24 protein-coding genes are annotated in these 24051 nt (G+C 70.1%); 9 read left to right on the forward strand and 15 right to left on the reverse strand.

The features are described 5' to 3' along the window. Window positions 1–2: 2 nt before the first annotated feature. The 3 genes from AB0M56_RS13310 to AB0M56_RS13320 are packed head-to-tail and all read right to left on the reverse strand — an operon-like array spanning window position 3 to window position 2519. Window positions 3–833: an LLM class F420-dependent oxidoreductase gene (locus AB0M56_RS13310; RefSeq protein WP_364174641.1), complete on the reverse strand. Its 831-nt coding sequence runs from the start codon at window positions 831–833 to the stop codon at window positions 3–5. After that, window positions 830–1669, reverse strand: a complete 840-nt coding sequence (locus AB0M56_RS13315; RefSeq protein WP_364174644.1) for an LLM class F420-dependent oxidoreductase — start codon at window positions 1667–1669, stop codon at window positions 830–832. The genes AB0M56_RS13310 and AB0M56_RS13315 overlap by 4 nt, the downstream gene beginning before the upstream one ends. Window positions 1670–1688: 19 nt before the next feature. Beyond that, complete coding sequence (locus AB0M56_RS13320; protein ID WP_364174647.1) at window positions 1689–2519, reverse strand: LLM class F420-dependent oxidoreductase; 831 nt, start codon at window positions 2517–2519, stop codon at window positions 1689–1691. Window positions 2520–2625: 106 nt separating this feature from the next. Here AB0M56_RS13320 and AB0M56_RS13325 point away from each other — a divergent pair, with 106 nt between their 5' ends. After that, window positions 2626–3330: a class I SAM-dependent methyltransferase gene (locus tag AB0M56_RS13325; protein ID WP_364174649.1), complete on the forward strand. Its 705-nt coding sequence runs from the start codon at window positions 2626–2628 to the stop codon at window positions 3328–3330. Window positions 3331–3355: 25 nt separating this feature from the next. Here the strand turns inward: AB0M56_RS13325 and icmF are convergent, their stop codons facing one another. Continuing rightward, window positions 3356–6592 (reverse strand): fused isobutyryl-CoA mutase/GTPase IcmF, encoded by a 3237-nt coding sequence (icmF, locus tag AB0M56_RS13330; protein WP_364174652.1) that lies wholly within the window; start codon window positions 6590–6592, stop codon window positions 3356–3358. 144 nt (window positions 6593–6736) lie between these two features. On the opposite strand from icmF, the gene AB0M56_RS13335 reads away from it, so the two are divergent. From AB0M56_RS13335 to AB0M56_RS13350, 4 genes are all read left to right on the forward strand, one after another. Next, on the forward strand, window positions 6737–7081 hold the full coding sequence (locus AB0M56_RS13335; RefSeq protein ID WP_364174655.1) for a metalloregulator ArsR/SmtB family transcription factor: 345 nt from the start codon (window positions 6737–6739) through the stop codon (window positions 7079–7081). Beyond that, on the forward strand, window positions 7078–7521 hold the full coding sequence (locus AB0M56_RS13340; RefSeq protein ID WP_364174658.1) for an SRPBCC domain-containing protein: 444 nt from the start codon (window positions 7078–7080) through the stop codon (window positions 7519–7521). Before AB0M56_RS13335 ends, AB0M56_RS13340 begins: the two co-directional genes overlap by 4 nt. Continuing rightward, window positions 7518–8168 (forward strand): DUF899 domain-containing protein, encoded by a 651-nt coding sequence (locus AB0M56_RS13345; RefSeq protein ID WP_220238209.1) that lies wholly within the window; start codon window positions 7518–7520, stop codon window positions 8166–8168. Before AB0M56_RS13340 ends, AB0M56_RS13345 begins: the two co-directional genes overlap by 4 nt. Window positions 8169–8334: 166 nt before the next feature. After that, a complete protein-coding gene (locus AB0M56_RS13350) occupies window positions 8335–8907 on the forward strand; it encodes a dihydrofolate reductase family protein (RefSeq protein ID WP_364174662.1) in 573 nt (190 codons plus the stop codon). A 29-nt stretch (window positions 8908–8936) separates the two neighbouring features. Here the strand turns inward: AB0M56_RS13350 and AB0M56_RS13355 are convergent, their stop codons facing one another. From AB0M56_RS13355 to AB0M56_RS13370, 4 genes are read right to left on the reverse strand one after another with little or no spacing between them, the layout of a single operon-like run. Further along, window positions 8937–9548, reverse strand: coding sequence for an ATP/GTP-binding protein (locus AB0M56_RS13355; RefSeq protein WP_364174665.1), 612 nt, complete (start codon window positions 9546–9548; stop codon window positions 8937–8939). Beyond that, window positions 9529–10299: a DUF742 domain-containing protein gene (locus AB0M56_RS13360; protein WP_364174668.1), complete on the reverse strand. Its 771-nt coding sequence runs from the start codon at window positions 10297–10299 to the stop codon at window positions 9529–9531. The genes AB0M56_RS13355 and AB0M56_RS13360 overlap by 20 nt, the downstream gene beginning before the upstream one ends. 7 nt (window positions 10300–10306) lie before the next feature. Then, window positions 10307–10759, reverse strand: a complete 453-nt coding sequence (locus tag AB0M56_RS13365; protein WP_220238205.1) for a roadblock/LC7 domain-containing protein — start codon at window positions 10757–10759, stop codon at window positions 10307–10309. Continuing rightward, entirely contained in the window at window positions 10756–14856 is a 4101-nt protein-coding gene (locus AB0M56_RS13370) for a nitrate- and nitrite sensing domain-containing protein (protein WP_364174671.1), read from the reverse strand. Before AB0M56_RS13370 ends, AB0M56_RS13365 begins: the two co-directional genes overlap by 4 nt. A gap of 978 nt (window positions 14857–15834) precedes the next feature. Here AB0M56_RS13370 and AB0M56_RS13375 point away from each other — a divergent pair. Then, complete coding sequence (locus tag AB0M56_RS13375; RefSeq protein ID WP_364174673.1) at window positions 15835–16263, forward strand: DUF485 domain-containing protein; 429 nt, start codon at window positions 15835–15837, stop codon at window positions 16261–16263. Continuing rightward, window positions 16260–17858, forward strand: coding sequence for a cation acetate symporter (locus tag AB0M56_RS13380; RefSeq protein ID WP_364174676.1), 1599 nt, complete (start codon window positions 16260–16262; stop codon window positions 17856–17858). The genes AB0M56_RS13375 and AB0M56_RS13380 overlap by 4 nt, the downstream gene beginning before the upstream one ends. A gap of 127 nt (window positions 17859–17985) precedes the next feature. Here AB0M56_RS13380 and AB0M56_RS13385 read toward each other — a convergent pair whose 3' ends face one another. Continuing rightward, complete coding sequence (locus AB0M56_RS13385) at window positions 17986–18216, reverse strand: hypothetical protein (protein WP_364174678.1); 231 nt, start codon at window positions 18214–18216, stop codon at window positions 17986–17988. Window positions 18217–18257: 41 nt separating this feature from the next. Further along, entirely contained in the window at window positions 18258–18821 is a 564-nt protein-coding gene (locus tag AB0M56_RS13390) for a helix-turn-helix domain-containing protein (RefSeq protein ID WP_364174681.1), read from the reverse strand. A gap of 147 nt (window positions 18822–18968) precedes the next feature. Between AB0M56_RS13390 and AB0M56_RS13395 the strand changes: the two genes are divergently transcribed. After that, the gene (locus AB0M56_RS13395) at window positions 18969–20411 is read left to right on the forward strand and encodes an MFS transporter (RefSeq protein ID WP_364174684.1); all 1443 of its coding nucleotides are present in this window, start codon (window positions 18969–18971) and stop codon (window positions 20409–20411) included. A gap of 11 nt (window positions 20412–20422) precedes the next feature. Here the strand turns inward: AB0M56_RS13395 and AB0M56_RS13400 are convergent, their stop codons facing one another. From AB0M56_RS13400 to AB0M56_RS13420, 5 genes are all read right to left on the reverse strand, one after another. Continuing rightward, complete coding sequence (locus AB0M56_RS13400) at window positions 20423–20773, reverse strand: DUF3817 domain-containing protein (protein WP_220238197.1); 351 nt, start codon at window positions 20771–20773, stop codon at window positions 20423–20425. Between the two features lie 29 nt (window positions 20774–20802). Beyond that, window positions 20803–21213, reverse strand: a complete 411-nt coding sequence (locus AB0M56_RS13405) for a hypothetical protein (protein ID WP_285969096.1) — start codon at window positions 21211–21213, stop codon at window positions 20803–20805. 145 nt (window positions 21214–21358) lie between these two features. Beyond that, window positions 21359–22162 carry a lytic murein transglycosylase gene (locus tag AB0M56_RS13410; protein WP_364174942.1) on the reverse strand — a complete coding sequence of 268 codons (804 nt, stop codon included), beginning with the start codon at window positions 22160–22162 and terminating at the stop codon, window positions 21359–21361. A gap of 228 nt (window positions 22163–22390) precedes the next feature. Next, window positions 22391–22873, reverse strand: a complete 483-nt coding sequence (locus AB0M56_RS13415; RefSeq protein ID WP_220238195.1) for a helix-turn-helix transcriptional regulator — start codon at window positions 22871–22873, stop codon at window positions 22391–22393. Window positions 22874–23191: 318 nt separating this feature from the next. Beyond that, window positions 23192–23359, reverse strand: a complete 168-nt coding sequence (locus AB0M56_RS13420) for a hypothetical protein (RefSeq protein ID WP_220238194.1) — start codon at window positions 23357–23359, stop codon at window positions 23192–23194. A 165-nt stretch (window positions 23360–23524) separates the two neighbouring features. Between AB0M56_RS13420 and AB0M56_RS13425 the strand changes: the two genes are divergently transcribed. Then, window positions 23525–24043: a GNAT family protein gene (locus AB0M56_RS13425; protein WP_364174689.1), complete on the forward strand. Its 519-nt coding sequence runs from the start codon at window positions 23525–23527 to the stop codon at window positions 24041–24043. Window positions 24044–24051 lie beyond the last annotated feature (8 nt).

A 24051-nucleotide genomic window follows, 5' to 3' on the forward strand; every position in this document is an offset into this window, starting at 1 on the left:
CTTCACCGGTACTTTTCGACGACCTCGACGAGGGCGTCGAGCTTGCTCAGGGTCTCCGCTTCGGGCCGCGTACCGAGCAGGAACGTGATGCGCTCCACCCCGGCTTCGGCGTAGGCCTCCAGCAGAGCCTCGTTCTTGCTCCCCACCGCGAACATCGACACCGGCGTACCGGGGGCGAACTCGTCGCGCAGGGCCATGAGTTTCCCGACCCGCTCGGGCACGACCACGGAGTTCGGCATCCACACGCCGCCGTGCCGGGCCGCCCGCCGCGCCGCGTGCCGGCTGTTGCCACCGACGTAGATCGGCGGGTGCGGCTTCTGCGCTGGCTTCGGGTACGCCACGGCGCGGTCGAAATGCGTGAATTGGCCGTGGAAGGTCGCTTCCTCGGCGGTCCACAGCTGCTTCATCGCGTCCAGCCGCTCGTCGAGCAGCCGGCCGCGCGCGTCCGGATCGGTGCCGTGGTCGCGCATCTCCTCGAGGTTCCAGCCCGCGCCCACGCCGAACACCACGCGCCCGCCCGAGAAGTGGTCGAGCGAGGCGACCTCCTTGGCCGTCTGGATCGGATCGCGCTGCGCCAGCAGGGCGACGCCGGTGCCCAGCAGCAGCGTCGAGGTCACCGAAGCGGCGGCCGTGAGCGCAACGAACGGGTCGTACATCCGGTAGTACATCCGCGGGAGCTCCCCGCCCGCCGGGTACGGCGACTGCCGGTCGGCGGGGATGTGCGAGTGCTCCCCGACGAACAGCGAGTCGAACCCGCGTTCCTCGACCCCGCGCGCGAGCGCGTCGGGCCGGATGCCCTCGTCGGTCACAAAACTGAAGATCCCGAACTTCACGAGGCCATCCCGTGGTCCGCCGCGAGCCGCGCGAAGCCGTCGAGCGCGGCCAGCGTCTCGGCTTCCGGCAGCGTGGGCAGCATGAAGGTGTAGCGCTCCACCTCGGCCGCGGCGTACCGCTTCACGGTGTCCGCGTCGGCCGCACCGCCGAAAACCGTCACCGGCACGTCCGTCCGCCCCAGCTCCGCCAGCTCCCCGCGCACGCGGCGGATGGCTTCGCTCGTCGTCGAGGAGATCGGCATCCAGGCGTCGCCGTGGCGAGCCAGCCGGCGCACCGCGGCACGGCTGTCACCGCCGATGTAGATCGGCGGGTGCGGCTTCGACACCGGCTTGGGCCACGCGAAGATCGGATCGAAGTTCACGTGCTTGCCGTGGTAGGACGCCTCGTCCTGCGTCCAGATCGCCTTCAACGCCTCGAGCTGCTCGTCCATCAGCGCGCCCCGGGTGGCCGGGTCCGTACCGTGGTTGGCCATCTCCTCCCGGTTCCAGCCCACACCGACGCCCAGCGCCACGCGCCCGCGCGACACGAGGTCCAGCGAAGCGATCTCCTTGGCCGTGTGGATCACGTCGCGCTGCACCAGAAGCGCAACGCCGGTGCCCAGCACCAGGTTCGACGTGTTCACCGCCGCGGCGGTGAGCGCCACGAACGGGTCCAGCGTGCGGTAGTACACCCGCGGCAGGTCACCGCCGCCCGGGTACGGGGTCTCGCGGCTCACGGGGATGTGCGAGTGCTCGGCGAGGAACAGCGAGTCGAAGCCCCGCTCCTCCAGCGCCTCACCCAGCACATCGGGGCGGATGCCTTCATCGGTCACGAATGTGGAGATCCCGAACTTCATTGGATCATCGAACCACGGTTCACCGGTGGCTCGCCGCGAGCCGGGCGAGGTCGTCGAGCGCGGCCAGCGTCTGGGCTTCCGGCAGCGTCGGCAGCATGAACGTGTAGCGCTCCACGCCGGCTTCGGCGAAGCGCTTCACCGCGTCGGCGTCGGGCCCGCCCCCGAAAACGGTGAACGGCACGTCGGTACGGCCCTGCTCGGCGAGCCATTCGCGCACGCGCTTGATCTCGTCGGACGGCGTCTGCTGGCGCGGCAGCCACGCGTCGCCGAGGCGGGCCAGCCGGCGCAGTGCGGCCGGGCTCTCGCCACCGATGTAGATCGGCGGGTGCGGCTTCTGCACGGGCTTGGGCCACGCGAAAATCGGGTCGAAGTCCACGAACTTGCCGTGGTAGGCGGCCTCGTCCTGCGTCCAGACGGCCTTGAGCGCCTCGAGCTGCTCGTCGATCAGCGCGCCACGAGTGGTCGGGTCCGTGCCGTGGTTGGCCATCTCCTCGCGGTTCCAGCCCACGCCGACGCCGAACGCCACCCGGCCGCGCGACACCAGGTCGAGTGAGGCGACCTCCTTGGCCGTGTGGATCACGTCGCGCTGGATCAGCAGCGCGATGCCCGTGCCCAGCACGAGGTTCGACGTGTTCACGGCCGCCGCGGTCAGCGCGATGAACGGGTCCAGCGTGCGCTTGTACTTCCCGGGCAGGTCACCGCCACCGGGGTAAGGGCTCTCCCGGCTCACGGGGATGTGCGAGTGCTCGGCGAGGAACAGCGAGTCGAAACCCCGCTCTTCCAGCGCCTCACCCAGCACGTCGGGGCGGATGCCTTCATCGGTCACGAACGTGGAGATCCCGAAGTCCATGCCTCGTTCTACCCGCTGCGGCGACGCGCTATTCCCACGGCGGTTGACACCTCACCGGATCGGTCGGCACGATAAAAATCAGCACTTGTTGAAAAGGAGGTCCGCCATGAGCGCCGAGAACACCGACTTCGAGCAGGTGTACCAGGGCCAGAGCCCGCTGGGCGGCACCGTGCCGTGGGACATCAAGGCCCCGCAGCCGGCGCTGGTCGCTCTCGAGGGGGCCGGCGGGTTCCGCGGTGAGGTGCTCGACGTCGGCTGCGGGCTCGGCGAAAACGCCGTGTTCCTCGCCTCGCGCGGACACCACGTGACTGGCGTCGACGGCGCCCCGACAGCCCTTCGCGAAGCACAGGCACGGGCCGCGGCGAAAGGGCTGGAGATCAGCTTCGAGGTCGCCGACGCCACCCGGTTGGAGGGCTTCGAGGGCCGATTCGACACCGTCCTCGACAGCGCGCTCTACCACTGCCTGACCGAAGAGCAGCGGCGCAGTTACATCGCCGCGCTCGTCCGGGTCACGCGCCCCGGAGCGCGGCTGCACCTGCTCTGCTTTTCCGAAGCGGTGCCCGAGAGCTTCCCCGGGCCGTTCCGGATCGGCGAACGGAACCTGCGGGAGACCGTCGGCCGCGGCTGGCGGATCACCAGCTTGGACCCGGCGCTCTACACCACTTCCCTCACGCTGGAAGAGCTGCGCGACGCAGCTCGCACGATCCAGCCGGGCGAGGACGGCGACCTCACCGCATTGGACGAGCTGGAGCAGGACGAGCAGGGCCGGATCCGCGCGCCGGCCTGGCAGCTGGCCGCCGAACGCGCGTGATCCGGCCCTTTCGTTCGAAGGCGCGTCAGACGTTGCGCCGGTACTGACCGCCGACCTCGAAGAACGCGTCGGTGATCTGGCCGAGCGAACAGACCCGCGCGGCATCCATCAGCACCCCGAACAGGTTGCCGCCGCGGGTCGCCGCCTCGCGCAGAGCCTTCAGCGCCTGCTGAGCGTCTTCGGCGTGGCGGTGCTGGAAATCGGCGAGCCGGTCGAGCTGGGACTTCTTCTCGTCCTCCGTGGCGCGGGCCAGCTCGACCTCCACGTCCTCCTCACCCGCGTGCGGGTTGCGGAAGGTGTTGACGCCGATGATCGGCAGCGTGCCGTCGTGCTTCTTGCGCTCGTAGAGGATCGACTCGTCCTGGATCTTGCCGCGCTGGTAACCCGTCTCCATCGCGCCGAGCACGCCGCCGCGCTCGGAGATCCGATCGAACTCGACCAGCACGGCTTCCTCGACCAGGTCGGTGAGCTCGTCGATGATGAACGAGCCCTGCAACGGGTTCTCGTTCTTCGACAGGCCCCACTCCTTGTTGATGATCATCTGAATCGCCATCGCGCGGCGCACCGACGACTCCGACGGCGTGGTGATGGCCTCGTCGAACGCGTTGGTGTGCAAGGAGTTCGCGTTGTCGTAGAGCGCGCACAGCGCCTGCAGCGTGGTGCGGATGTCGTTGAAGCTCATCTCCTGCGCGTGCAGCGAGCGGCCCGAGGTCTGCACGTGGTACTTGAGCTTCTGCGACCGCTCGTTGGCGCCGTAGCGCTCGCGCATGGCCACGGCCCAGATCCGCCGCGCCACCCGGCCGAGCACCGAGTACTCGGCGTCCATGCCGTTGGAGAAGAAGAACGACAAGTTGGGCGCGAAGTCGTTGATGTCCATCCCGCGCGCGAGGTAGGACTCGACGTAGGTGAACCCGTTGGACAGCGTGAAAGCCAGCTGCGAGATGGGGTTCGCCCCGGCTTCGGCGATGTGGTAGCCGGAAATCGAAACGGAGTAGAAGTTGCGCACCGCGTGCTGGATGAACCACTCCTGGATGTCCGCCATCATGCGCAGGCTGAACTCCGTGGAGAAGATGCAGGTGTTCTGTCCCTGGTCTTCCTTGAGGATGTCGGCCTGCACGGTGCCGCGCACGTTCTTCAGCGCCCACGCGCGCAGCTCGGCGGACTCCTCCGCGGACGGCTCGCGGCCGTGCTCGGCGCGGAAGGCATCGAGTTTCTGGTCGATCGCGGTGTTGAGGAAAAACGCGAGAATCGTCGGCGCCGGGCCGTTGATCGTCATCGACACCGAGGTGTTCGGCGCGGTGAGGTCGAAGCCGTCGTAGAGCACCTTCATGTCCTCGATCGTCGCGATCGAGACGCCTGAGGTGCCGACCTTGCCGTAGATGTCCGGGCGGGTGTCGGGGTCGTGGCCGTAGAGGGTCACGGAGTCGAACGCCGTGGACAGGCGCTTGGCCTCGGAGTCGGCCGAAAGCAGCTTGAACCGGCGGTTGGTGCGGAATGCGTCGCCCTCGCCGGCGAACATGCGCGCCGGGTCCTCGCCGTCGCGCTTGAACGGGAACACGCCTGCCGTGTAGGGAAAGTACCCGGGCAGGTGTTCACGGCGCAGGAACGAGAGCAGCTCACCGGACTCGGTGTAGCGCGGCAGGGCGACGCGCGGGATCCGGTTGCCCGACAACGTGTCGCGCCACAGCTGCGTGCGCAGTTCCTTGTCACGGACCTTCACCACGAGCTCGTCCTCGCGGTACTCCTCCGACAACGCCTGGAACCGCTCCAGCAGCTGGGTGGTCTCGCCGTCCACATCGGACTCGGCGGCGGCGAGCAGCCCGTCCAGCGCGTCGGTGGACGCGTCCACTTCAGACAGTGCGACCTTCGCGGCGGCCAGGTGCTCGCGCTTGCGCACGGCGGCGACCTGCTTCTCGGTCTGCTCGTGGTAGCCGCGCACGGCCTCGGAGATCTCCGAGAGGTAGCGCGCCCGGTTGCCCGGGATGACCGTGCTCGCGTCGGTGGACACCTTGCCCTCGACGGCGGGCAGCACGCCGGCCGACACCGACAGCCCGCGCTCGGCGAGCTGGTCGCGCAGGTTCTGGTACAGCGCGGTCACGCCGTCGTCGTTGAACTTCGCGGCGCTCGTGCCGAACACCGGCATGTCCTCGGGAGCCTTGTCGAAGGCCTCGCGGTTGCGCACCAGCTGGCGCGCGACGTCGCGGCGGGCGTCCTCGGCGCCGCGGCGCTCGAACTTGTTGATGGCCACGACGTCGGCGAAGTCGAGCATGTCGATCTTCTCCAGCTGCGACGCGGCGCCGAACTCGGGCGTCATCACGTACAGCGACTCGTCCACGTAGTCGACGATGCCCGCGTCGCCCTGGCCGATGCCCGGCGTCTCCACGATCACGAGGTCGTAGCCCGCGGCCTTGCACGCGAGGATCGACTCGCGCAGCCCGGCCGGAATCTCGCCGCTTGCGGTGCGGGTGGCGATGGAGCGGAAATACACCGGTGAGCCGCCGAGGCAGTTCATCCGGATGCGGTCGCCGAGCAGCGCGCCGCCGCCCTTGCGCCGCGACGGGTCCACGGCGAGCACCGCGATCCGCAGCTTGTCCTCCTGGTCGAGGCGGAAGCGGCGGATGAGCTCGTCGGTCAGCGACGACTTGCCGGAACCGCCGGTGCCGGTGATGCCGAGCACGGGCACGTGGCGCTTCTCGGCGGCCTCCGTGATCGCGGCGAGCCAGTCTTCGGGCAGTTTTTCACGCTGCAGCTGGGTGATCACCCGCGCGAGCGCCGGCACGTCGCCGGAGAGCAGCTTGTCGACAGACACCGGCGGCTGAGCCGAGAGGTCCACGTCGCAGGCCTTGATCATCGAGTTGATCATGCCCGGAAGGCCCATCTCGTAGCCGTCCTCGGGCGAGAAGATCCGCGCCACGCCACGCGAGTGCAGCAGGTCGATCTCTTCGCGGACGATCACGCCGCCCCCGCCGCCGAACACCTTGATGTGCCCCGCGCCGCGTTCGCGCAGCAGCTCGACCAGGTAGGAGAAGTACTCGACGTGGCCGCCCTGGTAGGCGGAGATGGCGATACCCTGCACGTCTTCGGTGACGGCGGCGGTGGCCACCTCGTCGACCGAGCGGTTGTGCCCGAGGTGCACGACCTCGGCACCCTGCGACTGCAGGATCCGCCGCATGATGTTGATCGAGGCGTCGTGACCGTCGAACAGGCTCGACGCGGTGACGAACCGGACCGGGTTCTCGGGGCGGTAGAGGTCGCTGCTCATCCTTCCAAAATACTTGGACTTCCTACTATTGGAAACCCGAGCGGCGGTGACGCAGGTCTCAAGCCGGTTCCTCGCGCGGTTGACAGGAGCCAGCTGGAAGCTATATTCAACCTACAAGTTAATCAACCAAGCGATTGAGTACCGATGGCCACTGATCAGCTCAGCACCACCTTCGCCGCGCTGGCGGACCCCACCCGGCGGGCCATCCTCGCCCGCCTCGCCCGGGGCGAGGCGACGGTGAACGAGCTGGCCGAGCCGTTCGAGGTGAGCCTGCAGGCGGTGTCGAAACACCTGAAGGTGCTGGAAGCGGCCGGGCTCATCACCCGCGGCCGGATGCGCCAGTGGCGCCCGTGCCGGCTCGAGACGAAGCCGCTCGTGGTCGTGGCCGACTGGGTGAACGAGTACCGGCAGTTCTGGGAGGCGGGGTTCGACCGCTTGGACTCGCACCTGCGGCTCCTGCAGGAGCCCCGGAAGGAGACCGAGTCATGACACAACGGGACCTGACCATCACGCGCGTGTTCGACGCCCCACGGGAGCTGGTGTTCCGCGCGTGGACCGAGCCGGAACGCCTCGCGAGCTGGCTCGGCCCGGAGAAGTTCGCCGCCTCGGGAGTCACGATCGACCTGCGGCCCGGCGGCACGTGGCGCGCGCGGATCCACAGCGACGAGTACGACGTCGAGCGCTGGATGCAGGGCGCCTACCGCGAGATCAGCCCACCCGGGCGGCTCGTGTTCACGTTCTCGTGGGACCAGCCCGACGACGTGGTCGGCGAGACGGTCGTGACCATCACGTTCACCGAGGTCGGCGACAAGACCGAAATGACGTTCCACCAGGCGCCGTTCCCGACCGAGGAAGAGCGCGCCGGCCACCAGGACGGCTGGAGCTCCACCTTCGAAAAGCTCGCCCACCACCTCGAGGAGGCCCGATGACCACCGCACTCCCCCGCGTCGTGTCCGCCCAGGACTGGCAGGCCGAACGCGATGCCTTGCTGGTCAAGGAGAAGGAACTGATGAAGGCGGCCGACCACCTCACCGCCGAGCGGCGCCGGCTGCCGATGGTGCGCTTCGACAAGGCGTACGAGTTCACCTCGGCCGAGGGCCGGAAGAGCCTGCTGGACCTGTTCGACGGCCGGCGTCAGCTGATCGTCTACCACTTCATGCTGCACCCCGGCGACGAAGCGGGGTGCCCCGGCTGCTCGATGGTCGTGGACAACGTGCCGCACCTGGCGCACCTCAACGCCCGCGACGTCACGTTCGTCGTCACCGCGCCCGCGACGCTGCCCGAGATCGAGCGCTACAAGGCCCGCATGGGCTGGGACTTGCCATGGGTCTCGGCGAACGGCAGCGACTTCACCGAGGACTGCGGCGTCGGCCGGTTCTTCGGGATCAGCGTGTTCCTGCGCGACGGCGACGACGTCTACCGCACGTACTTCACCAGTGGCCGCGGCGCCGAGACCTTCCTGGCTTCGCACCGCTACCTCGACATCACGCCGTTCGGCCGGCAGGAGGCGTGGGAGGAGGAGTCCCGCGGCTCCGACGAGCCGGGCGGCTGGTGGCGAAGGCACGACGAATATTGAGGGCGCAGAGAGTTCACCGCGGAAGCGGGCCGATTCCTGGGGGATCGGCCCGTTTCCGCTGCCTCGGCAAGGTTCCTTCGCCACCGATGTCCGGTCGCGGCGACCGGCTCCGACCGTAGGCTGAACGGCGTCCGGCAGGGACGCCACTCGGTGAAGGAGCCTGGTCATGGGTGAGCTGGTGTACTACGTGCACGTCTCGGTCGACGGTTGCGTCGAGGGCCCGAACGGCGAGTTCGACTGGCCGCGGATGGGACCGGAGCTGTCGGCCCACTCGCACGAGCTCTCCGAGCGCGCCGCCGTGTTCGCCTACGGGCGGCGGGTGTGGGACATGATGGCGGGCTTCTGGCCGCGCGCGGAGTCCATCTCGGACGATCCGCACGACATCGCGTTCGCGCCGGTGTGGCGGAAGACCCCGAAGGTCGTCTTCTCGCGCACGCTCACCGAGCCCGGGTGGGACACCGAGGTGCTCAGCGGCGACCTGACCGAGGAGGTCACGGCACTGAAAGCGCGGCACGCCAAGGACATCCTGCTCATGGGCGGCGCCGACGTGCCCGCGCAGCTGAGCCGGCTCGGGCTGATCGACGAGTACGACGTGCTCGTGCACCCGGTGGTGCTGGGCGGAGACAAGCGGCCGTTCGCCGTCGATGCCGAGCGGCTAGGCCTGCGGCTCGTCGAGTCCCGCGTGATCGACGATGCCGTGGTGCTGCTGCGGTACCGCCGGGCCACCGAAGTGAGGTGACCCGGCCGCAGCAGCACTGAAGGACAGGGTCACCGGGTTTTGGCCGCCCGCAAGGCGATCCACTGCCGCATGGCGTACTCGACGAGCGTGATCAGCGTCTGCTTCGTCGACTCCCGGTCCCGCGCGTCACAGCGGACGATGGGGATGCTGGGGTCGATCGACAGCGCCTCGCGCACGTCGTTGATGTCGTGCTCCAGCACCCCGTCGAAGGTGTTGACGCCGACGATGTACGGCAGGCCGCGGTCCTCGAAGAAGTCGATCGGCGCGAACGAGTCCGCCAGGCGGCGGGTGTCGGCCAGCACGATCGCACCGATGGCGCCCCGCACCAGGTCGTCCCACATGAACCAGAAGCGCTGCTGGCCCGGGGTCCCGAACAGGTACAGGATCAGGTCGGCGTCGAGCGACACGCGGCCGAAGTCCATGGCGACCGTGGTGGTCGTCTTGTTCGGGGTCTGGTCGAGGTTGTCGATGCCGCGGCTCGCGTCGGTCATCATCGCCTCGGTGGTGAGCGGAACGATCTCCGACACCGAGCCCACAAAAGTCGTCTTGCCCGCTCCGAAGCCGCCCGCCACCACGATCTTCGCCGATGTCATGGTCGGGGGCGCGGTTTCCCGCGGTGCCTTAAAGCCGACGGAGTCCACTCAAAACCCTTTCCATCAACATCAAGTGTGCTTCGGCGCCGTCATTGCCCGAAATCGTCCGGTGCACGGTGACGAGGCCCGCGTCGGCCGCGTCACTGATCAGCACCCTGGCGACACCCAGTGGCACCCGCAGGATCGCCGCGATCTCGGCGACCGAGCGCGGGGTCCGGCACTCTTCCATGATCGAGATGCTCTCGATCTGTTCGGCCGCCGCCTCGGGGAAGCCCCCCGCGACGACGTGGTCATTGGTGGAGATCAGCGTCTCCAGCTCGAGCGCGTAGTTCGCCCGGGTCCGGCCGCCGGTGAGAGCGTACGGCCGCACGATCGACGTCTCCTCGGCCGGGTCCACCCGATCGGTTCGATCCGGCCGGGTGAACGCGGCGGGCATCACGAACTCGCCGCTGGGCGGTCCGGGGTCGAAGAGCCCGCCTGGTCTAGGCCCATCCGCATCGGTACTGCCCGGTGGAGAGACTAGAGAGGTCACTCGATCTCCTAACTCGGCCGGCGGCACTGGCGCCGCCGGCGGTTCCTCCGCCGCGTGCGCTCCCGCGGGCGGGGGTTCGGGGGACTGGGACTCCTTACCGGTCTTCTTCCGCTTCTTGCGCGAGCGGCCCGAATCGAGGCTGAAGCCGTTGAGGAGGTCGGCGAAGGTGCCGTCGTCCTCAACGCGGGCAGCACCGGGAGCCCCCGCGCGCGGGGGTTCCTCGCTGTCTCCGGGCTCTCCGCCGAATAATCCGGGCCCCGTGCTCATCGCGTAATCATCCCACCGGTTCACCGATCAGCGACCCACCCGCGCCCTGCAGCTGCGCACGGAGTTCCGGGGTCAGGATCTGCCCGACGCGGTCCACGAGCATCGTCATCTCGTAGGCCACCTGGCCGATGTCGCAGTTCGGCGCCGCGAGGATCGCGAGGCACGAACCGTCGCTGATGGACATCAGCACCATGATGCCGAGCTCCATCTCGACCACGGTCTCGTTCACCGCACCCGCCTCGAAGCAGCGGGCCGCACCCTGAGTGAGACTCACGAGCCCGGAGGCGACAGCGGCGAGCTGGTCGGCGCGATCGAGCGGCAGGCGGTTGGAGGCCGTGAGGAGGAGCCCGTCGGCCGACACCACCACGGCGTGCGCCACACCCGGGACCCGCTCGGCGAAGTCGTTCACCAGCCAGCCGAACTGGTTCTGCTGCGGCTGAGCCGTACTCGGCGAGGTCATTCACCCTCCAGTGTTTCGTGGTTGGTCTCAGTGGCCTGCCCAGTGCGGTGCCGGCCGCGCTGGATGCCCTGTTGGAAACTGCTCAGGCGGCCACGCACGTCGTGCGCGTCGCGAGTCGGACGAGGGTTCGCCGCTCCGGCGGGCGGCGGAGCGCTCCCGGGGAGCAGCTGCTCCCCGCGGCGGCGCCGGGGCAATCCTGCCGAAGTGAACGAAGAGGGCGTCGACTGGGACACCGATTGGACCGTCCGCCAGCCCTCGTCGGACCCGAAAGCCCACTCCGTGGCGGGTGTCCCGGCCGCGGCGGCCTCCAGGTTCGCGACCGCGGCGGGCACCTGGCCCGGGTCGACGGCCGGCGGTCCGGGCGGCAGGTTGCTGGCGGCCGGCCGCCGGGTGGGCAACGACTCGGGCGCCGCGGGGCGGCCGGGCACCTCGTCGTCGGGGCGACGCGTCGGGCGTGGGGTGGGCGACGGGCGGGTCGCCGTGCCGTTGCCGTTGCTGCCATTGCCGTTGGTCTCGGTCGGGGTCGGCCACCCGCCCTGCGGGTCGAACGCGGGCGGCACCGGCTGGTCCGCCGCGGGCTCGGGCTGAGCGGTGCGGGCCGCGCCGAACACACCCGCGACGCCGCGACGGTCCGGCCGGGTCTCGCCGTCCTGCTCGCGCTCGTCCGCGGGGGTTACCGGCTGGGCCGTACTGAAAGCGTTCGCGACGGCCGGGCGGTCCGCCGAAGTCTCAATGGACTGACCGGTCTGCTCGGGCCGCCCAGCCTGCTCGGCGGCTTCCGCCGCGGCCACCGCCGCGTCGAGGGCACCGACGAAACCGGGGTACTCGGCCGTGGTCTCGTTGTCTCCCACCGGACCTTGGTCCGGACCACCGATGCCGAACGCGTGCGCGACGCCCGGGCGGTCCACCGGGGTCTCACCGGTCTGCTCGGCAGCCGGACCGAAACCGGGGGCCGCGAACCCGGTGCCGGGCTCGCCCTCGAGGCGGTCGAGCGCCGCGGCGCCCAGACCCTGCTGTTCGGTGACCAGCTCGACGACCCCGTCGCGGACCTGCTGCCGGCCACGGTTCACCCCGCGCTGGAAGCTGGTGAGACGACCGCGGACGTCGGCCGGGTCGCGAACCGGCAGGCCCAGTGCGGCCGACTCCGCGGCGGGCAGCTGGTCCGGCGTCGCACTGCCCGGCATGAGCTGCTCGCCCCGGCGGCGGCGCGGCAGGCCCGCCTTCGTGAACGCCGTGGGCTCGACCTGGGTGGCGGCCTGGACGGTGCGCCAGTTCTCGTCGCTCGCGAAGTCCCAGTTGCGCTCGTCCTGCTCCGGCGTGGTCACCGGGGCGACGCCGGGCTCCGGCTTCGCCACGTCGGCCGGCGGCTGCTCCCCCGGCTTCGGCTCGGTCTTCGCGCCGGCCGTGCCGTCGGTGTCCGCACCGGATTCACCGGATTCACCGGATTCACCGGGTTCACCGGGTTCACCGGACTCGCCGGGCTTCGCGACCGGCTCGGCCGCGGGCTGGTCTGTACCGGTCTTGGCCGGCGTCTCGTCCGCGGGCGGCGCGGGCGAGCGGAACCAGACCGAGAGCATCTCGTCGAAGATCGGCGTGTTCTCGATCGTGGTCTCGGCGGCCGTGGGCGGCGGCACCTCCGGCACCTTCTGCGCCGCCTCGTTCCACCACTCGCTCAGGGTGGTTCCGTTGGCGGAGAACAGATCCTTGCCCGAGGGCAGCTCGCGGGCACGCTCGTCGGCGGGCTCCGGGCGCGCTTCGGGCTCCGGCTCCGGACGGGGCGGCGGCACGTCGACGATCTGCGGCAGCTGCGGCACCGGCGGCTTGGCCGGCGGCGCGTCGTCGCGCGTGATCGGGCTGAACAGCGCGGTCCCGGAGATCTCGAGATCCGACGGCGGGCGCACGCCCGGGTCGACGGTGTGGCCGTTGGCGAATCCGGCGAGGTCGCTCGCCGAGGGCCACAGCTGCTGCTCGTCGGCCCCCTGGTTCGGCTGCTGAGGCACGAGCGTGCGGTCCACGGCCGGACGCGCCGAGCCGTTGACTGGACGCTGGCGGCGCGGCAGGCCGCCGGGGCTCGCGGGAGGTGCGGCGACGCTGCCGAACGGGCCGGCCTGCTGCGGCGGGTTCTCCAGCGCGGCACCGGTCATGACCAGCTCAGGCGGGACCAGCACGGTGGCCCGCACGCCGACGATGTCCTTGCCACCGTGCAGCGAGACGCCGATGCGGTGGCGCCCGGCGAGGCGGCCGACGACGAACAGGCCCATGCGGCGCGAGGTCGCGAGGTCGACCGAGCCGGCCTCGGTGAGGCGGCCGTTGGCCTCGACCACCTCGTACTCGTTCATGCCGATGCCCTTGTCGAGGATGTCGACGTTGAGCGAGCCGTCGTCGGCCAGGCGCGTCGCCACGGTCACCTGCGTCTCCGGCGCGGAGAACGCGGTGGCGTTGTCGAGCAGCTCCGCGATGAGGCGCTGGACGTCGCTCGCGGCGAACCCGACGATCTTCACCGCCGGCGGCTGCTGCACCGAGACTCGTTGGTACTGCTCGATCTCCGACACGGCGGCGCGCAGCACGTCGTGCGCGGCCACGGGCTGACCCGAGCGGCGGCCCGGCTCGGCGCCGGAGAGGACCATCAGGTTCTCGTTGTTGCGCCGCATCCGGGTGGCGAGGTGGTCGAGCTGGAAGAGCGTGGCGAGCTGGTCGGCGTCCTCCTCGTCGCGCTCCAGCCGCTCGATCAGCTGCAGCTGGCGCTGCACGAGGCTCTGGCTGCGGCGCGAGAGGTTGACGAACACACTGCTGTAGCCCGCGCGCATCGCGGCCTGCTCGGTCGCGAGCCGCAGCGCCTGGCTGTGCACCTTCTCGAACGCGCGCGCGACCTCGCCGATCTCGTCGGACGCCCGCACGGGCACCGGCTCGACCTCGACGCTCTGCGCGCGGCCTTCCTGGATGTTGCGGACGGCGGCGGGCAGGTCCTTCTCGGCGACGTCGAGCGCGCTGCGGCGCAGGGTCCGCAGCGACCGCAGGATCTGGCGCGTGATGAGGAAGACGACGGCCGCGGCGGCGACCATCGCGGCGAACAGCAGCACCGCGAGCAGACCCGCGCTGCTGCTGGCGTCCTCGACCAGAGCGGCGGACGCGGCGGTGGCGTCGGCGCTCATGCGGTTGCCGACCTCGGAGAGCTGCCCGACCACCGCGTTGGACGCGTTGTTCCACTCCTGCGACTGGACCTGCGACAGCCCTTGGTCGCTCGTGGGGCCCTGCTCGCCGAGGACGATGCCGACCATGCGCTTGCGGTCGTAGGCGGTGTCGGGCTTGAGCGTGCTCTCGAGGTCCTGGCGCTGCGGCGCGGTGGAGGCCGCGTTGAAGTCGTCGATGCGGTCGTCGTACCGCAGTTCGGCGTCGCGGACATCGCTGAGCTGCTGCGGTTCCAGCGTGTGCTTCTCGATGCCATAGGACACCAGCGCCTGGCTGACCGAGACCTGTTCCTTGGCGGCCTCGAGGTCGTGCAGGGCGTTCGCCGTGCCGCCCAGCGCGTCGGCGCTGGCACCGGCGGCCACCGCGGTGTCGGCCCCGATGAGGGCACCGGTCACGGCGTTGTAGTCGCCCACCGCCTCGGCGGCGTCGAGCAGGCCGGCGCCGACCTGCTGGCGGATCACGGCGATCTCGTTGACCTGCGCGGTCGCCGAGTTCACGGCACCGGACACACTGGACTCGGATCCGCCGACGCGGTTCGCCGCCGTGATGAATGGTTCGACCGCGGCGTCGGTGGCCGCGCGGGCGGCTTTCAGCTCGGGCGTGACGCCGGCGGTGCCCGCGGTGAGCTGCGCCGCGGTGAGCGTGCGCTCCTTCTGCAGGCCGTCGGTGAGGTTGCGCAGCTGGGTGCTCAGGCCGACCAGCTTGTCGATCCGCTCGTAGTCATCCGAACGGCTGACCTGTCCCACGATCGCGGTAATGCCCAGCACCAGCGCGAGGACGATGGGGACCAGCGTCACCGCCGAGAGCTTGACCGGAATGCTCCAGTCCCGCCAGCGCAGCGCCGCTCGCCAGCCCGAGGACCGGCTCGGTCGCCGGGGCGGGCGGCCGAGCAGCTTCTCAACAGGCACCTGGCCATCTCCTGCAACGGTCACGAAAGTGACTCCCTGTCCCGCGTCGTGGCTGCTCGTGGGTGACTTCCGGTACTCCCGGAACGGTCCACGGCATTCCGCCGACCCGCGCGATCGACCCCGTGAGGACACGACCGTGCAGACCTGACACCGTGATCACCGGCGTGCTGCTTCCCGGGACTTTGCACGTGCACGGCGCAAGTTGCGTACTGCACGGCGGTGGTCGAGGTCAACTTGTCTGTGCCTATCGATCGCTGCGGTCAGCTGGGCCAAAGAATCGTACACCAATCCCGGCCGGGGATATTCTCTTCCGCTTCGCACGGCTGACCTGGGAAAAGTCGATTCGGCCCAGGCCTCGGGCGGGGATTGGACCCCGGGCGGGGCCGAAGAGGGAATTCCAGTTACCGGTTGCTCCGGGTCACGGCGTCCGGCCGTCACCCGATCAGCCCACGCAGGGTAGTCGAATCCCTCAGAGGATCTACGCTCCGTGCCCCCATCGGGTGGGCCACCCCCAAAGATGAACCCGATGTTGTGGTCTGGCAGCAACTCGCCGCCCGACCCGGTGATTTCTTTCGCGATCGGTCACTGGCCAGCGAATCCTCGCCCCGACCCCACCGGAGGGACGCCGGACCGGGGCGCCGGCCCCGCACTTTGACTACCCCGTGTCACGGTATTCGTCCGATCATTGTTCGCAACTCGACCATTTGCCGCAGCGTTCCTCAGCTGCGACAACGTGGCGTGACATACGCTCTCACTATTACGAGTGATCTGTTCGTGATCTTCATTGACGGTGTCGTTTTCGAACATTTCCAGCCGGAAAACGAATTCCGGAGACCCTTCCGGAGAACCGGCTTTTTCTCGGGCGAGACGCCGTCGTTACTATGGCCGCCTCCCAGTCCGCAAGGGCAGACCGGGTGCCACTCGAACGAGGGGCCCCGACCCGGCCACCGCCACGGACGCAAGTTGCCGGAGGCAGCCATGCACAACGTCGCGAACACCCCCGCGGCGAGCACCCCGCTCGAGGAGACCGGACAGCTGCCGGCCATGTTCGCCCGCGAGGGCGTGGAGCCGGCGCCGTCGACCCGGCGCGGTCCCGACTACGACCTCATCCAGCGCAGCCCCGAGTTCACCGCGCTGCGCCGGCGGTTCCGCAGATTCGTGTTCCCGATGAGCGCCGGCTTCTTCGTCTGGTACCTGACCTACGTGGTGCTGGCCGCGTACGCGAACGACTTCATGAGCACCCGCGTGTTCGGGCTCGTCAACGTGGGCATGCTGCTCGGCCTCGCGCAGTTCGCAACCACGGCGCTGATCACGCTCCTCTACGTCCGGTTCGCGAACCGGGAGGTGGACCCGCGGGTCGCCGAGCTGAGGGAACGGGCCGCCGTGACGGAAGGAACCCGCCAGTGACCACCACCGAGCTCGCCGAGAGCGTGCCGGCGAGCAACCCGCTCGTGAACACCGGGGTGTTCGCACTGTTCGTCGCGATCACCCTGTTCGTCGTGTACCGCGCGGGCAACCGCGGCAAGAAGACCACCGCCGACTACTACGCGGCCGACAGCGCCTTCACCGGGCGGCAGAACGGCATCGCGCTCTCGGGCGACTTCCTGTCCGCCGCATCGTTTCTGGGCATCGCGGGCGCCATCGCGATCCACGGCTACGACGGGTTCCTGTACTCCATCGGCTTCCTGGTCGCGTGGCTGGTCGACTTGCTGCTGATCGCCGAACTGCTGCGCAACACCGGCCGCTTCACGATGGGCGACGTGCTGAGCTTCCGGATGAAGCAGCGCCCGGTACGCGCGGCGTCGGCCACGTCGACGCTCGTGATCTCGTTCTTCTACATGCTCGCGCAGATGGCGGGCGCCGGCGGTCTCGTCGCGCTGCTGCTCGACGTGCACTCGCGGCTCGGCCAGGCGCTGGTCATCGGGGTGGTCGGCCTCGTGATGGTCGTCTACGTCCTCGTCGGCGGCATGAAGGGCACCACCTGGGTGCAGATCATCAAGGCGAGCATCCTGCTCGTGGCCGCGACGCTGATCACCGTGTTCCTGCTGGGCAAGTACGGCTTCAACTTCTCCAACTTGCTCACCGCGGCCACCGACCGCAGCCCGATGGGCACGCAGCTGCTCGAGCCCGGCGGCTCGTACGGGGGCAGCGGCACCACACGCCTGGACTTCGTGTCGCTGTCGCTCGCGCTCGTGCTCGGGGTCGCGTCGCTGCCTCACGTGCTGATGCGCTTCTACACCGTGCCCAACTCGCGCGAGGCTCGCCGCTCGGTGGTCTGGGCCACCGTCTGCATGTTCGTGTTCTACCTGTGCACGCTGGTGATCGGCTTCGGCGCCGCGGCGCTCGTGGGCAGCGACGAGATCAAGGCCGCGCCCGGCGGCGAGAACTCCGCGGCCCCGCTGCTGGCCCTGCACATCGGCGGCACGCTGCTGCTGGGCATCGTCTCGGCCGTCGCGTTCGCCACGATCCTCGCCGTGGTGGCGGGCCTGACGATCACCGCGTCCGCCTCGTTCGCCCACGACGTCTACGCGAACATCTTCAAGCGCGGCAAGGCCGAACCGGCCGACGAGGTCCGCGTCGCGCGCCTGACCGCCCTGGTCGTCGGCGTGATGGCGATCCTCGGCGGCATTCTCGCCAACGGCCAGAACATCGCGTTCCTCGTGGCCCTCGCCCTGGCGGTCGCCGCGTCGGCCAACCTGTCGACGCTGCTGTACTCGCTGTTCTGGAAACGGTTCAACACCACGGGCACGCTGTGGAGCATCTACGGCGGCCTCGCCGCGTGCCTGATCCTGGTGCTGTTCTCCCCGGTCGTGTCCGGCGCCGCCGACTCGATCTTCAAGAGCGTGGACTTCCACTGGTTCCCGCTCAAGAACCCGGGCCTGGTCTCGATCCCGTTCTCGTTCCTGTGCGGCTTCATCGGCACGATGGTCGGCCGCTCGAAGGCGGACGAGGCCAAGCACGCCGAGATGGAGGTCCGGTCCTTGACCGGCATCGGGTCTTGACGGACTCGCAGCAGTGAGAGGGGGCGGGCCCTGGATGGGGCTCGCCCCTTTTTCTTGTTGGGACGACTCGGGTTTCAGACCGGCAGCGCGCGCAGCCGACACTTCCGGACACGCTCGGCCGGGCCGATCACGAGGACCTGGCCGGTCGGCACCGCCACCTCGACGGCTGCGAACGCGGCTGCCGCGCCGCATGGCTCTCGCCGCCCGGCCGGCGGAAGTGGTCGTCGGCGAGCGGGAACTCCGAGAGCGTGGTGCGGGCGAGGTTGCCGAAGCCGGCCACCACGGGCACGCTGAACGCGGCGAGCTTCTCCTGCGGCCGCGGCACTTCCGGCCGGCCGGCACCGTCCACGGTGAACATCGACCCACGCAGACAAGGCAAGCCGGACACCGGCGCGAAGCTCACCCGCGCAGGCCGTCCATCATCACCTTCATCAAGCGGGCCGCGTCCTCCTCCGAAGCGTTCTTCGCGGCCGTGCCGATGCCGTGGCCGAGGCGCAGGACGTCGGTGCCCGAGACGTCGGCTCGGACGTCACCGGTGGCCTGGGCCGCGGCGACCAGGTCCCCGCACGCGGTGCGCAGGCGGGTCTGGCACCAGAGGAACGTCTCCGAGCCCGAGTCGATCGACGCCTTGAGCAGGGCAGCCAGGCCGTGGCGCTCGATGACGTACGCGACCTGCTCCCCCAGCCACGCCTGAAGCGCCTCCCACGGCGGCAGCTCTGCGGTGAGCACGGCGGCGCGCGAGGCGAGCTGGTCGATCTCGTCGCGGTAGACGGCTTCCATCAGCTTCTCGCGCGTCGGGAAGTGGCGGTAGAGCGTGCCGGCGCCGACGCCGGCGCGCTTGGCGATGTCGTCGAGCGGGACGTCGACGCCGTGTTCCGCGAAGGCGTCCTTCGCGGTCGCGACGATGCGGTCGTAGTTCCGCTTGGCGTCCGCTCGCATCGGCCGCGCTGCCTCCGCCGTCATCCACGCACCTCCTCGCACCCGGCTCCCCGGAAACGGAGAGATTCTCCGAATTCCCTTGCGGAACCGGAGACACTCTCCATATTATCGCGGACGCAACCAAGTGGAGAGTTTCTCCACTTACTTCGTCCCTCTCTGGGGAGTCCTCCTTTGACCGAGTTGACCGAGCGAACCTCGTCGACCGAGCCTAGGCCGAGACACCGGACCGCCGCGTCCGGGCTCGTCCTCGCCATCGTGCTGACCTGCCAGCTCATGCTGATGCTCGACGCCACGGTGATGAACGTGGCGCTGCCCCGCATCCAGTCCGACCTGGGCTTTTCCGCCACCGGCCTGTCGTGGGTGATGACCTCCTACAGCCTCGTGTTCGGCGGCCTGCTGCTGCTCGGCGGACGCGCCGGCGACCTGTTCGGCCGCCGCCGGATGTTCGTGCTGGGCACGGCCGTGTTCACGCTCGCGTCGCTGGCCGGTGGGCTGAGCACGTCGGCCGGGTTCCTGATCGCCGCGCGCGTGGCCCAAGGCGTCGGCGCCGCGATGGCGGGGCCGAGCACGATCGCGCTGATCACCACCACGTTCACCGAGGCCAAGGCCCGCGTGCGCGCGCTTTCGCTGTTCTCCGCCGTCGCCAGCGGCGGGTTCGCGATCGGCCTGATCGTGGGCGGCCTGCTGACCGAGTGGATCTCGTGGCGGGCCGCGCTGTTCATCAACGTCCCGTTCGGGCTGGCCATCGCCGTGCTCGCGCCGCGGTTCGTGCCCGCGCCGCCGCGCCGGGCCGCGCACCTCGACGTGCCCGGGGCCGTGCTCGGCACCTTCGGCGTCGCGTCGCTCGTGCTGGCGTTCACCCACGCCGCGTCCGACGGCTGGGGCGCGCCACTCACGCTGGCGGCGCTGGCGGCCGGGGTGGTACTGCTGATCGCCTTCGTGCTCCTGGAGCAGCGCGTGGCCCATCCGCTGGTCCCGCTGTGGCTGTTCGCCGAACGCAACCGCGCAGCCGCCTACGCCAGCTTCTTCCTCGGGCCGATGGCGATGATGTCGATGTTCTTCTTCCTGACGCAGTTCCTGCAGGACGTGCGCCACTTCGCCGCGCTGGCCACCGGGTTCGCGTTCCTGCCGATGGCCGCGTCGATCTTCACGCTCAGCCGGCTCATGCCGCGCCTGCTCGCACGCTTCGGGCCGAAGCCGCCGGCCGTGACGGGCACGGTGCTGATGGTCTCCGGCGTCGCCTGGCTGTCGATGCTGACGCCGGACAGCGGGTACGTCGCTTCACTGCTCGGGCCGCTGCTGCTGATGGGCGTCGGCGGCGGGCTGGCGTTCTCGCCGCTCAACGTGATCATCATGTCCACCGTGCCCGCCGAGGACGCGGGGGCCGCGGGCGGCGTGCTGCAGACGATGCAGCAGGTCGGCAGCACGCTCGGCCTCGGGATCCTGGTGACGGTGTTCGGCGCGGCGACGCGTTCGGCCGCGGCTTCGGGAGCAACCGGGACACCGTTGCTGGTCGACGGGATGACGGCCGCGTTCCTCGCGGCGAGCGGGCTGGCCGCCCTCACCGTCGGGGTCGCCTTGACCTTCCGACGGGGGAAGGCCGTGACGGCGTAGAAGATGCCGGCTTAGAAGATGTCCTTGCCCGCATGCACCCGGTGCGTCACGCGGCGTTCGACGATGAACGAGACGAACGGGACGCAGCCCGCGAGCAGCACGAGGATCGTGCTCTTGATCGACCAGCGGGCCTTGATCGCGAGGTCGATGCTGCAGGCCAGGTAGATCATGTAGAGGACGCCGTGGATCGGCGAGTACACGGCGGCGGGCGTGGCGTTGCCGAAGCCGTACTCGATCACCATCGTCGCGCACAGCACGAGCAGGCCGACACCGGTGATCCACGCGGTGGTGCGGAACCGCACCAGGGCTCCGTTCAGTCGCGCCGGGCGGGTCTGGGCCGCACCGTCGGTGCTCGTGGTCATGGGTTCGTCCTCACTTCCGAGGTGGTGGTTCAGGCCTGCTGGTCGCGGGCGTTGAGCTCGCGCAGGTAGCGGTTGTACGCGGCGAGCTCGTCGTCCTCTTCGGCCACGGGCCGGGGCGCCGGGGGACGCGCGGGCGTCGAGACTCTTGGCGCGGGCACGGTGACCGCGGCCTGCTCGGCCTGGGCCTCGGCGCTCTCGCCCTGAGTCTCTTCCCGTTCGCGCAGCTTCTTGATCCGCCAGAACATGAACGCGGGGAACAGCCCGAACAGCGGCCACTGCAGCACGTAGCCGAGGTTCTGGAACGTGCCGTTGGCGGAGGTGAACCGGTCCCACTGCCACCACGCCAGCCCGCAGCACAGCAGCAGGCTCACCACGCACGTCGCGGCGATCAGGAGCCTGCGCCCGAGCGGGGACACGGCCGGGCCGGAGTTCACTGCCACGGCCCTGACGCTAGCACTGGGAACCGGGGCCGAAGCTGAGAGGCGGGCCCGCACGTGGTCCGCCTCTCAGCCGGTGACCTCGCGGTTCGCACGGATTTCACACCAGCGGGAATTCGGGCCGGGCCGGATTTCGCACGAACGGGTCTCAGCCGGCCCGCACGGCCTTCGCCGACTGCGCGTACCCATCGGCGAGGCCGAAGACCTTCTGCGCGTATTCCGTGGAGTTGTTGTACGACAGGATCCCCGACCACCAACCCGACGGCGTGGCCATGTCGCGCCCGCCCGCGCACAGGTAGCGCCCGGCGGCCAGCGCGGCGTCGTCGATCTGCTGCGGGTCGCCGAGACCGTCGCCGTTGCCGTCGGCCGCCCACTTGCGCCAGGTGCTGGGGATGAACTGCATCGGGCCCACGGCCCGGTCGGCCACGGCGTCGCCGTCGAAGCGGCCGCCGTCGGTGTCACTGATGGCGCGCACGCCCGACGAACCGTCGAGCGGGACGCCGATGATCGGCTTGGACGGGCGGCCGTCCGCACCGAGCACGGCACCGCCGTACTGGCCGTGGTTCGACTCGATGCGGCCGATGCCGGCGAGCGTGGCCCACGAGATGCGGCAGCCCGGGTCGGCCGAGCGCATCGCGAGCTCGGCATTGCCGTACGCGCGCAGCGCCCGCGCGGGCACCCCGGTGACGGCGGCGACCTTCTTGGCCCAGTCGTCGAGCGGGTCGGGGGTGGGGTGCACCGACTGCGGGGTGGTCTGCTGGTCGGCACCACCCGCGACGACGGCGCTGACGGGAGCGATCGAGCCCGGCCGCACGTCGGCCGCCTTCACGCTCAACGCGGGGATGTCCGTGGTGGTCGGGCTCGCGACCGGCGCCGACGCCCGCGTGATGAGCCACGTGCCGCCACCCGCCACCGCGAGGACCACCAGAACCACCGCGAGCCGCACCGCCACGGCCGCGCCCCCTCGGGCACGGCGTCGCGCAGGTGCGCCCGCGGGGGCGGCCTCGGTCTGGGTCTCGGCAGCGGTCTCGCCGTCGACGTTTCCGGTGAGGGGCACGAACTCCGGTCCTCCAGCGTGGCGGTCGGTCGATCAGACAACGAGCCCGCGCAGGTTAGCGTTACGGACGAGTTCGGATCGCTGCCGCCACGCCGGTTCACCCGGCCGTGTCGAGAGGGTGGTTCAGGCGGACTTCTGCTGCCGCGCGAGACGCGCGACGCACCAGGCCGGGGCGCTGCCACGACGAAGGTGCTGGAGCACGGTCATCGGGCCCAGCCGGCGGCTGAGGTCCGAGGGCCGCAGGCCCGCCGCGCGGTAGTCGAGGGCCCGCTGGTCGAGCGGGCTGATGCCGGCGTCCCACCACAATTCGGCCTCGGCGACGTCGCCGACCATCTGCCACCATCCGGCGGCGGCCACGAGCAGCTCGTCCGGGACCTCGGGCAGCCGGACTCGCATGGCGTCGAGGTAACCGGGGTCCGCGGCGTCGACCTGCGCCCAGCGCGAGGGACCGGATCGCGCGCGCTGACCGGGGATGCCGGGCGGAGCCTGAGGCGCGTCGGCCAGCCAGGCGGACGTGATGCGGTTGACCTCCTGCTCCTCGGCGGTCTGCTCGCGCTCCGCGGCCCACTGCCGGATCAACGCGTCCACTCCGGGATCTCCGGTCATCCCTGCCTCCTCATTGGTCCCCGACGGGCCGGCCCTGACGCCTGCCCCGTTGCGCGTCCACGACTTGCACCCAATGCGCGTGACCGAGCGGAAAAACCCCCGCTGTGACCCGGCTCCGGGGGGACCGGAGAACCGGCTGATCACGCAATGTGAGCACCGTAGGGCCGGGCCTGCTTTCTGCGCCATACCCCAGGCCCCTCAAATTCCTTGACCAGGCCCTTTTAGGGGGCAATCCACCCGGATGGTCGAGCGATCAGCCCGGATCCCGGGATCACGTCACTCTGGGTAATTACCGGCGGGTAACGAGGCGTGCGGTGATCACGCGAACAGGGTCTGGAAGAACGTGATGATGGCCTCGGCGCCGTCGCGCAGCCAGCCGAGCACCTGGTGCACGAGGTTGGCCGACTGGGTGGGCTGGGTGATCAAGAAGAACAGCACGAGGACGACCACCCCGATGACCACGATCTTCTTCACGCCGCCTGACATGGCACCATCCAATCCGCTCCCCCGGGAGTCCAGGGCTCACTCTAGTGACGAGGTGCCATCACGGCCCGCTCGGCAATCGCTCAGCGGGACGCGTGTCACGACCGGGTGACCACTTTTCCGAACGAGTGAGGCCGGTCCTGCTGGACCGCCCACTAGGCTGCCGCGATGAACGACGTGGTTCTCCGCCCGGTGCTCGACGCCGACCTCGACCTCCTCGAGGCCCTCACCAACGACCCGGCCACCGCGGGCGAGTTCCAGTGGTTCGGCTGGCACGACGCCGGCTACCTCCGCCGCCGCTGGCGCGACGGCAGCATCATCACCACCGAAGGCGGCCTGCTGATCCCCAGCCTTGACGGCGCCCTCCTCGGGTTGCTGTCCTGGCACCGCTCCCGCTCCGGCCCCAGCTCCTACTGCTGGAACGTGGGCCTCGTCCTGCGCCCCGAAGCCCGCGGCCACGGCCACGGCACCGAGGCCCAGCGCCTGCTGGCGGAGTACCTGTTCGCGCACACGCAGCTCAACCGCGTCGAGGCCACGACCGACGTGGCCAACCGGGCCGAACAGCGGTCCCTCGAAAAGGCCGGCTTCACGCGCGAGGGCGTGTTGCGCGGGTACACCTTCCGGGACGGTGCTTGGCGGGACAGTGCGGTGTATTCAGTGGTGCGGGCGGATCTCGAGCAGCGCTGAGCCGCGGC

Source organism: Amycolatopsis sp. NPDC051372 (assembly GCF_040682095.1).
Lineage (GTDB): Bacteria > Actinomycetota > Actinomycetes > Mycobacteriales > Pseudonocardiaceae > Amycolatopsis.

Bases quoted from the DNA above. Each gene is read 5' to 3' on its own strand.
- AB0M56_RS13350 (WP_364174662.1), top strand. From the start codon at position 8,335: ATGGGTGAGCTGGTGTACTACGTGCACGTCTCGGTCGACGGTTGCGTC.
- AB0M56_RS13345 (WP_220238209.1), top strand. From the start codon at position 7,518: ATGACCACCGCACTCCCCCGCGTCGTGTCCGCCCAGGACTGGCAGGCC.
- AB0M56_RS13400 (WP_220238197.1), bottom strand. From the start codon at position 20,773: ATGACCACGAGCACCGACGGTGCGGCCCAGACCCGCCCGGCGCGACTG.
- AB0M56_RS13320 (WP_364174647.1), bottom strand. From the start codon at position 2,519: ATGGACTTCGGGATCTCCACGTTCGTGACCGATGAAGGCATCCGCCCC.
- icmF (WP_364174652.1), bottom strand. From the start codon at position 6,592: ATGAGCAGCGACCTCTACCGCCCCGAGAACCCGGTCCGGTTCGTCACC.
- AB0M56_RS13315 (WP_364174644.1), bottom strand. From the start codon at position 1,669: ATGAAGTTCGGGATCTCCACATTCGTGACCGATGAAGGCATCCGCCCC.
- AB0M56_RS13415 (WP_220238195.1), bottom strand. From the start codon at position 22,873: ATGACCGGAGATCCCGGAGTGGACGCGTTGATCCGGCAGTGGGCCGCG.
- AB0M56_RS13340 (WP_364174658.1), top strand. From the start codon at position 7,078: ATGACACAACGGGACCTGACCATCACGCGCGTGTTCGACGCCCCACGG.
- AB0M56_RS13385 (WP_364174678.1), bottom strand. From the start codon at position 18,216: ATGTTCACCGTGGACGGTGCCGGCCGGCCGGAAGTGCCGCGGCCGCAG.
- AB0M56_RS13365 (WP_220238205.1), bottom strand. From the start codon at position 10,759: ATGACCTCGCCGAGTACGGCTCAGCCGCAGCAGAACCAGTTCGGCTGG.
- AB0M56_RS13390 (WP_364174681.1), bottom strand. From the start codon at position 18,821: ATGACGGCGGAGGCAGCGCGGCCGATGCGAGCGGACGCCAAGCGGAAC.
- AB0M56_RS13420 (WP_220238194.1), bottom strand. From the start codon at position 23,359: ATGTCAGGCGGCGTGAAGAAGATCGTGGTCATCGGGGTGGTCGTCCTC.
- AB0M56_RS13335 (WP_364174655.1), top strand. From the start codon at position 6,737: ATGGCCACTGATCAGCTCAGCACCACCTTCGCCGCGCTGGCGGACCCC.
- AB0M56_RS13360 (WP_364174668.1), bottom strand. From the start codon at position 10,299: ATGAGCACGGGGCCCGGATTATTCGGCGGAGAGCCCGGAGACAGCGAG.
- AB0M56_RS13375 (WP_364174673.1), top strand. From the start codon at position 15,835: ATGCACAACGTCGCGAACACCCCCGCGGCGAGCACCCCGCTCGAGGAG.
- AB0M56_RS13325 (WP_364174649.1), top strand. From the start codon at position 2,626: ATGAGCGCCGAGAACACCGACTTCGAGCAGGTGTACCAGGGCCAGAGC.
- AB0M56_RS13425 (WP_364174689.1), top strand. From the start codon at position 23,525: ATGAACGACGTGGTTCTCCGCCCGGTGCTCGACGCCGACCTCGACCTC.